Source organism: Mucilaginibacter sp. SMC90, from assembly GCF_022811725.1.
In the GTDB taxonomy this organism is placed as follows: Bacteria; Bacteroidota; Bacteroidia; order Sphingobacteriales; family Sphingobacteriaceae; genus Mucilaginibacter.
Genome location: NZ_CP094527.1, coordinates 668,358 through 681,461, shown reverse-complemented (window position 1 = coordinate 681,461; position 13,104 = coordinate 668,358). Strand labels below are relative to the sequence as shown.

Annotated in this window: 12 protein-coding genes; 3 read left to right on the top strand and 9 right to left on the bottom strand. The window is 43.9% G+C overall.

Features of this window, described 5'->3' with window-relative positions:
* Positions 1 to 3: 3 nt before the first annotated feature.
* The 5 genes from MTO98_RS03035 to MTO98_RS03015 form a co-directional block, all read right to left on the bottom strand.
* Positions 4 to 195 carry a hypothetical protein gene (locus MTO98_RS03035; RefSeq protein ID WP_243485159.1) on the bottom strand — a complete coding sequence of 64 codons (192 nt, stop codon included), beginning with the start codon at positions 193 to 195 and terminating at the stop codon, positions 4 to 6.
* Positions 196 to 292: 97 nt separating this feature from the next.
* Positions 293 to 1,027, bottom strand: a complete 735-nt coding sequence (locus MTO98_RS03030; RefSeq protein WP_243485158.1) for a hypothetical protein — start codon at positions 1,025 to 1,027, stop codon at positions 293 to 295.
* Between the two features lie 123 nt (positions 1,028 to 1,150).
* Positions 1,151 to 1,924, bottom strand: a complete 774-nt coding sequence (locus MTO98_RS03025; protein WP_243485157.1) for a GDSL-type esterase/lipase family protein — start codon at positions 1,922 to 1,924, stop codon at positions 1,151 to 1,153.
* A gap of 13 nt (positions 1,925 to 1,937) precedes the next feature.
* Positions 1,938 to 3,122: a P1 family peptidase gene (locus MTO98_RS03020; protein WP_243485156.1), complete on the bottom strand. Its 1,185-nt coding sequence runs from the start codon at positions 3,120 to 3,122 to the stop codon at positions 1,938 to 1,940.
* A gap of 80 nt (positions 3,123 to 3,202) precedes the next feature.
* Positions 3,203 to 5,320, bottom strand: a complete 2,118-nt coding sequence (locus MTO98_RS03015; RefSeq protein ID WP_243485155.1) for a prolyl oligopeptidase family protein — start codon at positions 5,318 to 5,320, stop codon at positions 3,203 to 3,205.
* 342 nt (positions 5,321 to 5,662) lie between these two features.
* Here MTO98_RS03015 and MTO98_RS03010 point away from each other — a divergent pair, with 342 nt between their 5' ends.
* A complete protein-coding gene (locus MTO98_RS03010) occupies positions 5,663 to 6,418 on the top strand; it encodes a hypothetical protein (RefSeq protein WP_243485154.1) in 756 nt (251 codons plus the stop codon).
* Positions 6,419 to 6,520: 102 nt separating this feature from the next.
* On the opposite strand, the gene MTO98_RS03005 is transcribed toward MTO98_RS03010, so the two are convergent.
* A complete protein-coding gene (locus MTO98_RS03005; RefSeq protein ID WP_243485153.1) occupies positions 6,521 to 6,868 on the bottom strand; it encodes a hypothetical protein in 348 nt (115 codons plus the stop codon).
* Between the two features lie 11 nt (positions 6,869 to 6,879).
* The gene (locus MTO98_RS03000) at positions 6,880 to 7,122 is read right to left on the bottom strand and encodes a hypothetical protein (protein ID WP_243485152.1); all 243 of its coding nucleotides are present in this window, start codon (positions 7,120 to 7,122) and stop codon (positions 6,880 to 6,882) included.
* Positions 7,123 to 7,237: 115 nt separating this feature from the next.
* Between MTO98_RS03000 and MTO98_RS02995 the strand changes: the two genes are divergently transcribed.
* On the top strand, positions 7,238 to 7,996 hold the full coding sequence (locus MTO98_RS02995; protein ID WP_243485151.1) for a UDP-2,3-diacylglucosamine diphosphatase: 759 nt from the start codon (positions 7,238 to 7,240) through the stop codon (positions 7,994 to 7,996).
* A 266-nt stretch (positions 7,997 to 8,262) separates the two neighbouring features.
* Positions 8,263 to 9,336, top strand: a complete 1,074-nt coding sequence (gene prfA, locus MTO98_RS02990; RefSeq protein ID WP_243485150.1) for a peptide chain release factor 1 — start codon at positions 8,263 to 8,265, stop codon at positions 9,334 to 9,336.
* 183 nt (positions 9,337 to 9,519) lie between these two features.
* Here the strand turns inward: prfA and MTO98_RS02985 are convergent, their stop codons facing one another.
* Together MTO98_RS02985 and MTO98_RS02980 are read right to left on the bottom strand one after the other, a co-directional pair.
* Positions 9,520 to 11,793 (bottom strand): Tex family protein, encoded by a 2,274-nt coding sequence (locus tag MTO98_RS02985; protein ID WP_243485149.1) that lies wholly within the window; start codon positions 11,791 to 11,793, stop codon positions 9,520 to 9,522.
* A gap of 282 nt (positions 11,794 to 12,075) precedes the next feature.
* Entirely contained in the window at positions 12,076 to 13,002 is a 927-nt protein-coding gene (locus MTO98_RS02980; protein ID WP_243485148.1) for an NAD(P)-dependent oxidoreductase, read from the bottom strand.
* Positions 13,003 to 13,104: the final 102 nt, after the last annotated feature.

The window sequence follows — 13,104 nt, the reverse complement described above, 5'->3', positions numbered from 1 at the left end:
TATTTAAAGTAGCTTTAACACTATTAAGAGTGCTACAAACGAAAACACAGCCATGTTCATAAACTGTTTTGAGCGTTGGTTTGCCTGGATAATTTCAGATACACGACCATTGTCAATAAAGCGGTAATATCTGCGGTTATAACCGTATGATATTACAAACAGGATTAAAGGGATGTAAAGCAATAAATATTTCATTAACATAAAATTAAGCATAGCGCATATTTTTAGCTAATGATTAAGAAAACTGAACGGAATGAACGATTAGTTTAGCTCAGCCCCGTAAATTCTTTTATTATTTACCGACTAATAGATTTGCCGCCGCCTGTGCGCTGCATTTTTGATATTTTACGTAAGCCGCAACTGCGCGTTTCCGAATGCTTGTTTGTGACTCATTATTGATATAACCTTTTACAGCATCATGGAGCGTATAGGCTTCGGGGCACATAAGCCCGGTTGTCCAAAGCAGGGGATTGGCTTTGGTAGGAGTAATAAAACGGTTAAAATATTTTTTGCTGACGCAGGCCAGTATTATACAATCGCGGGTTTTGCCATCTGCATTTTTAAATTCATCGGGCAGCCTGAAATCCATCAAACCATCGTGGCCAATGTAAGCCAGCAATTGTGCGTTGCCGTTAATACCAATAATTTGTTTGTTGTAATGTATGGTATCTTTTAATTGGCCCCCGCAGCTGAATAAAAAGTCTTCTGTAGTTTTTTCAATAGCCTGTCCATCCCAGGCATCAGCTACTAAATAAACGTTTTGGGTACGATGCCTGAAGATGAGCCTTTCCAATACTATGGAACTTCTTTTTTGCTTTTTGAGTAGTTGCCGGTCTTTGCTCTTTTTAAAATAAGTACGCACGCCATTATCACATCCCCAATATAAATTATTTTCGGGATCCTGACCGTTTCCAATAGCCGGTGGTACCGGGACTATGCCCTGATATTTGTTATCGCACAATGCAACAAAAACATGGATCACTTTAAATGCGGTATCGGTATAAGCAATGCTTTTAAGTTTGGCCACGGCACTATAGCTGCTATTAGCTTGGGCCGGATGCTTTACGGGCGATTTACACGAGCAAATGGATAAGCACACCACAGCGCTAAAAAAACAGACTTTGAGGTGTTCGACGCTATTCATTACTCGTTAATTAAAATCCCGCTTCACTATCTTATTGATAGCCATCCCCCAAAACATACCTAAAGCCTCAGCGCCCTTTTTATTGGGATGAAGATAAAATGTGCCGTCCTTACCATTCTCCGGGGTCAGGTCTGTCAGGTGATTTTTTTTAAAATAAGCGAAACCTTTGGTATCGCCCACAAAAACCTGCCCGGGACTTGTAGCTGCATATGTTTTTACAAGCTCATCTATCATCGGTACATAACTTTGTAACCTGTTTAAACCTTCCTGTAAGTACATGGAACCATTATGGGTATTAGGACTATACCATACCGGGTGCTGGAAAATAATAACTACCTTCGGAAAATCGGCCAATAACTTATCGGCTATGCTCTTCAAATTCTTTTGATAACCTTCGGGTGACACAGGTGCGCCATGAGGGCCCTGAATAGCACTGTCATTAGTGCCAAGTTTTATCGAAAATATCAACAGCGCATTTTTATGGGTAAATGCATTGGCGGCTTCCTCAACTTTGGCAAATGTTCCGGTTCCGGGTAAAAAATCGAGCGTGGTATAACCGCTATGTCCCTGGTTGCTGAAGCTTACGGTATCCAGGTTTTTTTGTTTTTGCAGATAAGCAACGGCAGTAGCAGGCGGAGCTTCGGCGGCCGGATTAGCCAGTTGTGCACCCTGGGTAATGCTGTTGCCGATAAATACAATGTTTAAATTTCTTTTATTGTGCTGTGCAAAGGCCCGATTAATGGAGAATAGAACAACAATAAACAGAAGCGTCTTTTTCATGCGTTTTATAAAGTCATTTCACAATATTGTACTTTTTTAGTACCCGGATCACGGCATCATGAGGCAGGGCGTATGCTTTGTTGCCGTTGATGCCTTCCATTGTATCGGCAGCAACCATGGCGTTAATTATCGCTTCTTCTACAGATTGTACTGTAGCTTCATACAGCGGATTAATCTGGTCATTTGCCAGCATCTCAACCCGGGTGTTACCTGTCCGGCTAAAGGCATCCGGGTTAGCCGTTGAAAAAGCAAGGAAAATATCGCCTGATCCATTTTCTCCCCTGCCACCTACTTTTCCTACTCCTAAAGCAACGCGTTCGGCAAGGCGTTTTAATTGATGAGGCAGTAAAGGCGCATCGGTAGCTAATACTACTATAATGCTGCCGTCGCCTTCCTGGTGTTTTGATTGTGGTGGGGCTTTAAGCTCATAGTTCAGCGTATCTTTTAATTCCCGGCCAACAGGAGCCCCTGTTATAGTAAGGTTCTTTTTTCTGCCAAAGTTTGATTGCACTAAAACCCCCAGCGTGTAGGCTTTATCATTTATAGTTAAAGTCCTTGAAGAGGTACCGGTACCGCCTTTAAACCCGAGGCACATCATCCCGGTGCCGCCGCCAACGTTTCCCTCCTTTATTACCCCGGTTGCTGCAGTATTCAGCGCCTCAAATGCGTTATTTTCTTTAACGTGGAAGCCATAAATATCGTTCAGAACACCGTCATAAGTTTCAGCTACAACTGGATAGGTATACCAATATTGTTCATTGCCAAACCAATTAGTATTCACAAACCATTTTAATACGGCATCACGAACTACACCTACGCTGTTAGTATTGGTGATCATGACAGGTGTTTCCAAAAAGCCCGATTCTGTTAGCCAGGTAGTGCCTGTCATTTCACCGTTACCATTCAAGGTGTACCAGTTTGCAAAAACCGGATGATGGTTAACCCTGCCATTAGGCAAAATAGCTGTAACGCCGGTACGCACAGGGCCTTTACCCATTATGTTTTTTCCTGATCCTGAAATTATTGTGCTGTAGCCAACCTCAACGCCAGGCACATCAGTAATTGCATTATACTTACCGGGCGTGCCTTCAAACGGGATGCCGATATCACGGGCCCTTGGCTTCTGCGCAAATACTATTGTTCCCCAAAATAAAAATATGGGTATAGTTAAGTAGCAAAGGGTTCTGGAGGATATCATGGCGATTGATTTAGTTAATAAATATATCCGCGACGTTTTATCTTTAAGCTATCCGGTTATAATTCCGGGCTGTTTTACAATTACCAGTTAACTCCTATATTCCAAAACATAAAAGCCCATTTATCAACCTGGCCATTTATTTGCTGCGCTGTACTTTGCCCCGCCCCGTGACCGGCATTGGTTTCAATGCGAATAAGTGTTGGGGCTGTTCCCTGCTGGTATTCCTGCAAACGGGCAGCAAATTTAAATGAATGTGCAGGCACCACACGGTCGTCATGATCGGCAGTAGTAATCATAGTGGCGGGATAAATACCCGGTTTAAGGGCATGATATGGTGAATAATTATAAAGATATTTAAACATCTGTTCCGAATCTTCGGCGGTGCCATAATCATAACTCCAGCCGGCACCGGCGGTAAATTTGTTATACCTTAACATATCCAGCACACCCACGGCAGGGAAAGCTACTTTAAACAGATCGGGGCGCTGGGTTAACATGGCACCGATGAGGAGCCCGCCGTTTGAGCCTCCCGAAACCGCAAGGTAATCCTTAGAAGTGTATTTGTTTTTTATGAGGTATTCGGCCGCTGCTATAAAATCATCAAATACATTTTGCTTTTTTTGCTTGATGCCTTTGCGGTGCCAAAGCTCACCATACTCTCCGCCGCCGCGCAGGTTAGGCACAGCGTATATGCCGCCATGCTCAAGCAAAACGATGTTTGATGTGCTGAATGCCGGGGTTAAGCTAACGCCAAAACCACCGTAAGCGTACAGCAATGTTGGGTTTTGCCCGTTAAGTACCGTCCCCTTTTTGTAGGTGATGATCATCGGCACCTTCGTTTTATCTTTTGAGGTATAAAACACCTGCTTTGATTCATATTGCTCAGGATCAAACTTTGCGCCCGATTTTTTATATACCACCGAGCTGCCGGTTTCGATATCCAGCTTAAAAATAGTAGGCGGGTATATGTAGTTGGTAAAAGTATAATAAGTTGCCTTTTCTTCCTTCTTTGTGCCAAAGCCCGAAGCCGAGCCTATTGAAGGTAGTTGAATGGTACGTTCAAGCTTGCCATCCATATTGTATTGCCGGATCAGGGAGGTGGCATCCTGCAGGTATTCGGCAAAGATTTTGCCTCCGCCAGTGGTGGCGCTTAATACATTTTTAGTTTCGGGGATGAGGTTTTTCCAATGGGTAATTCCCGGTTCTTCCGCATCAACAGTAATAATTTTAAAATTGGGCGAGTAGATGTTGGTAAGTATATAAAGCTTGCTGCCCACATTATCCAAAACGCTGTGCTGATTGTCAAAGTTGTTTACAACGTTAACTATCTGGCTGCCGGGTTTGCTCAGGTCCTGGATGTAAAGCTCGTTACCGGTTGTTGAGGTGGCAGCGGTGACCACCAAAAAGCGCTCATCCTCGGTAAGGTAAGCCCCAATATAACGACGCGGAGTTTTATCGCCGCCAAAAATCAGCTTATCGGTATTTTGAGGTGTGCCCAGTTTGTGATAGTAAAGCTTATGAAATTGTGTCATACCCGAAAGCTGACTGCCTTCTGTAGGCTTGTCGTAACTACTGTAATAAAAACCGTCGGTACCATGCCAAGCCAGCCCGCTGAATTTTACATCTTTCAGGGTGTCACCAACAACACTTTTATCCTCGGTGTTGATAACGATGACCTTGCGCCAGTCCGAGCCGCCTTCTGAAATCTGGAAAGCCGCCAGTTCGCCGTTTTTGGTAAACTCGATGCCTTGCAGTGATGTAGTACCATCGGCCGAGAATTTGTTAGGATCGAGGAAAACTTCGGGTACGCCGTTTTCCCCCAGCTGGCGGTATAGTACGTTCTGACTCTGCAAGCCGTCATTTTTATAAAAGTAGATATACTTGCCCTCCTTAAAAGGGGCGCTGTACTTTTCATAGTTCCATAAAAACTCCAGGCGCTTATGAATCCCGGCCCGGTAAGGGATTTGATCGAGGTAGTTAAAAGTTACTTTATTTTCTTCCTGTACCCAGGCCTTGGTGTCGTCGGCATGGTCATTTTCAAGCCAGCGGTATGGATCAGGCACCTGTGTATCAAAATAGGTATCAATAACATCAACTTTTTTAGCTTTAGGATATGGAAGTGTTTTTATAGTCATTTGTGCATGTGTATAGCTGCAAAATAAAACAGCTAACGATAATAAACAGAACGTTTTTTTCATGATAGTTTAAATTACAGGCAACTAAAGATAGCCATTTCAGGCACATCGCCACAAGGGCATCACAGTTCAAAAGGTTAAAAGTTGTTAATTTTGCTGCTGGTTGCTGTTTAATTGGCCGTTGCAGGCTATATTAGCAGCGTAAAAAAACAGCTGTAAAGACAAAGGCAAGTAATTAAAATTAACTGCTTAGTTTTTTACCAATGATGCCTGTTGTGATTTTAAGCCCTAAACCGGGCAGCATTATCACATAAGTATCAATAATAATGCGTTTTTTTTGCACGTTTGCTTTGCGGCTAAGCATGCATTAGCAACTTACGGTAATACAGTTACATAATAACAAACATGAAACAAACCCTTACTTTTTTTACGGCAGGCCTTCTAATGCTGCTGGCATTTACTTCAAAAGCTCAGGATACCAACGATAAAGATGATGAAACCAAAGTAAAACTTAAACCTTATGTAGGCTTAAGTATGGGTATTTCCTATGCACTGGGCGATTTTGCAAAAGCAGATTACAGCAACTATAAATCGGGCTTTGCAAACAGGGGTGTTACCTTCCAGCTTGACGGGGCAGTTTATCTGAAACGTAATTTTGGTATCGGCTACACTTTTTCGTACCAGGACCAAAGCAATTTTTCATATGATGACGATTTGATATTATCGCAAGGATATACTACTGATTTTAAAGCCGACCAGGGAACCGTAACTGCCGACAAGCGTTACCGCAGTTTTAACCTGTTGTTGGGCCCTCAATATACTTTTGTATGGCGCAGCTTATCATTTGATTTAAGGGCATCAGCAGGTGCTATTAAAAGCCAAACTTCACCGTTGTTAACTGTAACCGTTACCGGTGTTAATGCGCAAAGCGGTACTATTACCCAGCAAAGTGCTAAAGGCTATGCTTTTGCATATGGCGGCAGCGCAGCAATCAGGTTTGATATGGGTGCAGGCTGGGGTTTATCGCTTAAAGGAAATTATGTTAAATCGCCGGGGTATGATGTAACAACAACCGGGCGTACCCTCAATGTTGGCCGTTTGGTAACTAAACAGCCAATTACCGAAGGACAAATTGTATTCGGCTTATACAAGGCATTTTAAGCTAAAAGCAGGTATTGATTCCAAATAGAATCATTATCATCATAAACAAGAAAAGCAGATCAATGATCTGCTTTTCTTGTTTATGGGCGTTTGATAAATTTATCAGTTAACCGTGATCTGTTCTGGCTTATCGGCCACAATTTCGGGCTGGCCTTTAAAAAGTTCAAATGTGCCGGTTGTACATACATGCTTGCCTTTTATGCTGGATAGGTCGAGCTTTATTTGACTGCCCTTTACGGCTACCGTATATTTTTGCCGTGGGTAGGCCGCGCCCATATTAAGCAACGTTAGCGTATCGCTTACCGTTTTGTAAGAGTAAACGGTATCGCACAAAGTACCCACTTTGCCTATGTTGTTTTTAAAATCAGCCATGGTAAAGCCTTTAGATTGTGCTGATACGCTACCGGTAAAAGCAATAAGGAGCAGTGCCGGCAATAATAGTTTTTTCATTGTTTAGTATATCAGTGTTTTAATGCTTGCTCGTCATCGTCCTTTTTATCCGGTGCCGGCGCGTAACCATCCTCAAAGTTTAAAGTAAATGACGATTCGGATGCGCGGCTGGCGGCATTCAATCCGGCTACGTCCGGTTCGCTGTTATCAATGATTTCGTTGCCGGTATCCTGGCCTTCGTTTTGCTCAAATTCGTTACCGGGATCTTTGTCTTCCTGGGCATCATCAAGATTTGGGTTTTCGGGGATTGCCATAATTTTAATGTTTAGTGTATTGTGAATAACCACTAAGGTACGGTGTTGTTTGATGCTTATTGTGTAACAATCTTTATCTTTTCTGTTTGATTGTTAAAACGTATTTTTGCCGCATATGCCGGTTCGCGACAAACTTTATTTTGCTTCTGATTTTCATTTAGGTACAGGCACATACGACTCAAGCCGTCAACGCGAAGATAAGATAGTGCGCTGGCTGGACAGTATAAAACATGATGCCGCCGAAGTATTTCTGGTTGGTGATGTTTTTGACTTCTGGTTTGAATACAAATCGGTAGTGCCCAAAGGCTATATCCGTTTTTTGGGCAAGCTTGCCGAACTTGCCGATGCGGGCGTAAAGCTTTACCTGTTTAAAGGCAACCACGATATGTGGATGTTTGATTATTTTGTGGAGGAATTTGGTGCTACCATCATCAGCAATGAACTAAAAATTGAGCGTAACGGCAAAAAATTCTTCATTCACCACGGCGACGGGCTTGGGCCGGGCGATAACTTCTACAAGTTTTTAAAAGGATTTTTCAGAAGCAGGTTTTGCCAGTGGCTGTTTGCACGGATCCATCCAAACCTTGGCGTGGGTATAGCTAATAAATGGAGCCGCCATAGCCGCGATACCAATGCAAAAAAGGATAATCCCAAACCCGGCGAACAGGAGTGGCTGGTAACCTTTTGCCGTGAAGAACTAAAGAACAGCTTTTATGATTACCTTGTTTTTGGTCACCGGCATTTTCCGCTCGATATTCAAATAACCCCGCAAAGCCGTTACGTTAATCTTGGCGAATGGATCACGCAGTTTTCTTATGCCGTTTTTGATGGTAATGAATTGAAATTGGAATATTTTGAGAAGGGTAACGAATAATTCTTGAAAAGCGGAAGATTGTATTCATTGCAGTTGTTTAATTAATTTAATTGCTTCAATATAATATCGGCGACCATTTGTGTTGGGCGATTGTAATAAACTACAGAGTGCGTATACCTGAGCAATACAAGGCATCTTTCTTACAGAAAAAATGCGTACTTTTGTGCACTTTTTGCAGCAAGCCTGTAAACCGCCCCGAAACGTTAAATCTTTCATAAGCCGGTTCGATATCAAACAGTTTTTAGCTGCATCATTATTTATAGTATATGTTAGATAAATTAGAGCTGATATACGAGCGCTGGAAAAATGTTGAAGGCGAATTGAGCAATCCTGAAGTAATGCAGGATATGAAGCGTTTTGCCCAGCTAAATAAAGAATATAAAGACCTTGCCAAAATTGTTGACGAGTATCATATATACCGCAACATTATGAGCAATATCGATACCAATAAAGAGATCCTGGCTACCGAAAAGGACGAAGAGTTTCGCGAAATGGCCAAAATGGAGCTTGACGAATTACTTGCTCAGCAGGAAGTAAAGGAAGAAGAAATTCGCCTGATGCTGATCCCTAAAGATCCTGAAGATTCTAAAAATGCCATTGTGGAGATCCGTGGAGGTACTGGTGGCGATGAGGCTGCCCTTTTTGCCGGCGACCTTTACCGCATGTATATGCGTTATTGCGAAAAACGCGGCTGGCGCACCGAATTGGTTGACTACACCGAAGGCACCAGCGGCGGCTATAAAGAGATCGTTTTTAACGTAAACGCCGAAGATGCTTACGGAACCCTTAAATACGAATCGGGCGTGCACCGTGTACAACGTGTACCTGATACCGAAACGCAAGGTCGTGTACATACCTCGGCAGCTTCTGTAGTAGTATTACCAGAGGTTGATGAGTTTGACATTGACCTGCAGGTAAGTGATATCCGTAAGGATCTGTTCTGTGCTTCGGGCCCGGGCGGTCAGTCGGTTAACACCACTTATTCGGCCGTGAGGTTAACCCACCTTCCTACAGGTATTGTTGCACAATGCCAGGATCAGAAATCACAATTAAAAAACTACGATAAGGCTTTACAGGTATTACGTTCGAGGGTATATGAAATGGAGCTGCAGAAGCATCTTGCCGAAACATCCAAAAAACGTAAAACCATGGTGTCAACCGGCGACAGGTCGGCCAAGGTGCGTACCTATAACTATCCTCAGGGCCGTTTAACCGAGCACCGTATCGGTTTGACCATTTACAACCTTCCGGGCGTCCTTAACGGCGACCTGCAAGAGATCCTTGAATCACTTCAGTTTGCAGAGAATGCAGAGAAGTTGAAAGAGGGTACGGTAGCGTAAGTATCTGTATAAATGATATAAATAAAAATCCCCAGCCTGATGGTTGGGGATTTTTTGTTTGTTTCCATCAAGAAAGCGTCATTGCGAGGTACGAAGCAATCCCCGACTCTACAGGGCGGACCTGCTTATAAGGGATTGCTTCGTACCTCGCAATGACGCTTTTAAAAGTATCTGATTTTTATTTTATAACTTAAACTTCCCCTTCAACGCAGCCAACTTCAAAGCCATATCGGTTTCGGGCTCTTTTTCAACCCTTTTATTAAAGTTTGGTTTGTTGTTATTACCCTGCGGGCGACGGTCATCGTTACGGCGCTGGCTTGGTTCGCTTTTGTCGTTCTCCTTCATGGATAGGGCAATGCGCTTGCGGTTTACGTCAACTTCGGTAACAGTTACTTCAACCTTTTGATGTACTTTCAATACCTCATTAGGATCTTTAATGTAACGGTTGGTGATCTGACTTAGGTGAACAAGGCCATCCTGGTGAACGCCGATATCAACAAAGGCACCAAAAGCCGTGATGTTAGTTACAATACCCGGCAGTTTCATCCCCACTTTCAAATCGCCTATGGCATTAACACCGTCGGTAAAGCTGAATGCCTCAAACTGTTCACGAGGGTCGCGGCCTGGTTTGGCAAGCTCGGCCATGATATCGTTCAGGGTTGGCAAACCAACTGTTTCAGATACATATTTTTGCAGCGGAATGCTTTTACGCAGGGTTGGGTTACCCATCAAATCTTTTACTGTACATTTCAAATCCTTAGCCATTTGCTCAAGCAAACCATAACGTTCTGGGTGAACGGCACTGGTATCCAAGGGATTCTCGGCGTTGTGAATACGAAGGAAACCTGCAGCCTGCTCAAATGCTTTATCGCCCAGGCGCGGAACTTTCTTTAACTGCTCGCGGCGTTTAAAGGCTCCGTTTTGATTACGGTATTCTACAATGTTTTGTGCCAGTTGCGGCCCAAGGCCCGATACGTAGGCCAGGATCTGTTTTGAAGCTGTGTTCAACTCAACACCTACCGCGTTCACTGCGCTGATCACCGTGTCATCTAAAGACGTTTGCAGCTTGTTCTGATCAACGTCATGCTGGTACTGGCCTACACCAATTGATTTTGGATCGATTTTCACCAGTTCGGCCAGCGGGTCCATTAAACGGCGGCCGATAGATACAGCCCCCCTTACGGTAACATCGTAGTCTGGAAACTCTTCCCTCGCCACTTCAGATGCCGAGTAGATAGAAGCCCCGCTTTCATTAACCATTACAAGAGTAGCACCCGGCAGATTCAGGTTGCGCACAAATACCTCTGTTTCGCGGCCGGCCGTACCGTTACCTATAGCAATGGCTTCTATATTATATTTCTGGAACAGGTGCTGTACCGTTTTTTCGGCTTCGCGCGCCTGCCCGGCACCTGTATGCGGATAAACCGTGGTGTTTTCAAGCAACTTGCCTTGCTCATCCAAACAAACCAGCTTACAGCCTGTACGGAAACCCGGGTCAAGTGCCATTACCCTTTTCTGACCAAGAGGTGCAGCCAGCAGTAATTGACGTGCATTTTCAGCAAATACACGGATAGCTTCTTCGTCGGCTTTCTTTTTGGTAAGCAGGCGTACCTCTGTTTCCATCGACGGCTTAAGCAAACGCTTGTAGCCATCGGTTATTGCTAAGCGAACCTGTCCTGAAGCCTGGTTGTTGCCTTTGATGACTGAAGTCTCCAATAAGTTCAGGGCATCATCTTCTTCCGGTTTCAGATCGAGCCAAAGGATCTCCTCTTTTTCGCCGCGGCGCATAGCCAGTATACGATGTGATGGAGCGGTTTTAACCGGCTCCGTCCACTCAAAATAGTCTTTATATTTAATGCCCGCCTCTTCTTTGCCTTCAACTACGCGTGAAGCAAAAGTGCCTTTCTCAACAAACAGTTCACGGATCTTAGTACGCACTTCAGCATTTTCTGCAACGGTTTCGGCAATGATATCCCTTGCACCGGCCAATGCTTCTTCAACACTGGCTACACCTTTTTCATCGCTGATGTATTCGGCAGCAATCAGTTCAGGGTCGATATTTTTTTGTTCCAATAAAACATCGGCCAATGGCTGCAGGCCTTTTTCGCGGGCCGCTGTAGCGCGGGTTTTGCGTTTCGGGCGATAAGGAAGGTAAATATCTTCCAAAGCAACCATGGTTTCGGCCTCGTTAACCTGCTTTTCAAGCTCGGGCGTGAGTTTGCCCAAGTCGGTAAGCGATTTCAGGATAGCCTCACGGCGTTTATCTAACTCGCGCAGTTGCTGTACACGGTCACGGATAGTGGCAACCTGTACCTCATCCAAACTACCGGTAAGCTCTTTACGATAACGGGAAATGAACGGAACAGTAGCCCCTTCATCAAGCAGGCCTACCGTGGCGGTAACCTGTTTTTCGGCTACAGAAAGCTCTGCAGCTATTATTTTATAATGAATACTCATAATCAAAATTCGGACTGCGAAGTTGGGGGAATAGGCTTACAATTCAAAAAAAGATTGTTAACAATGGGTTGAAAGTTTTTTCTGAACCATGATTTTAGGATTTTAGGATTCGCAGGATGTTTGTCTGAACTCAGTGTTTCCTTAGGGCCTCTGCGAGAGTACCCTGAGGAAACACGAAGATTTTTGTCTGAACAATGATTTATGAGATTAAAGGATTATCGGACTGTATTGAGGCGCTCACCTCATGGTAATCCCAAAATCCTAAAAATCACGGTTCAGATATTACTTCACATCAACCAGCTTCTCTGCCATTACTTCGCTGATCTTCCTATACGAATCAAATGTCCAGCCGGCAACGTGAGGGCTTAACAATACTTTTCCACTTTGCCTTAATTCTTCAAACCATGGCTGCTCGGCAAGGGCGGGGAATTTTTCAACCTCCAACACATCTAAACCTGCACCTAAAATTTTGCCTTCACGGATAGCGTTAAGTATGGCGCTTACCTTGGCGGTTTTGCCGCGGGAGGTGTTCAGGAAAAATATAGGTTTTTTGAAGTGGAACAGATATTCATCATCAACAAGTCCGCTGGTTTCGGTTGTTAACGGGATGTGTAAGCTCAGTACATCGCTATGCTTTACTATTTCCTCCATGCTAACCTCACGGGCATATTTATCGCTGAAACCCGTTTTATATTTATCGTAAGCAATAACATTTACCTGGAACCCGGATAGCTTACGGGCAAAGCTGCTGCCCATGTGGCCGTAGCCTATAATACCTACCGTTTTGCCTTTTAACTCATAACCCCGGTTGGCTTCACGCTGCCATTTCCCATCACGAATTTCAGCATCGCCGCGGTTAAGGTTATTCATTAATGACAGCAGCAAACCTATAGCATGCTCGCCTACCGCATCTGAGTTACCTTCGGGAGCGTTAATGAGATTGATCCCTTTTTGAATGGCGTAATCTTCATCAATATTATCCATACCCGCGCCGGCGCGGGCAATAAACTGCAGATTGGTTGCGGCATCAAGTACAGCCTTGTCCACCCTGAATTTTGAACGGATTACTAACCCGGCATAATCGCCTATGATCTGCATGGCTTCATCAACCTTAATCAGCGGACGGTAATCGCAGGTGTAACCTTTAGCTGCGGCCATCTCCATAAATATGGCATGCACATCATCAACAATAAGAATATTATTTTTCAACGTTGTATCAGTTTTTGTAAGAGGTGGTGAATTTACAATTAACATTGGATTTTTTTAACTGGCGGAAGTTGTGCTATTGTAAAACTTGGGGCCAGCGGTTGG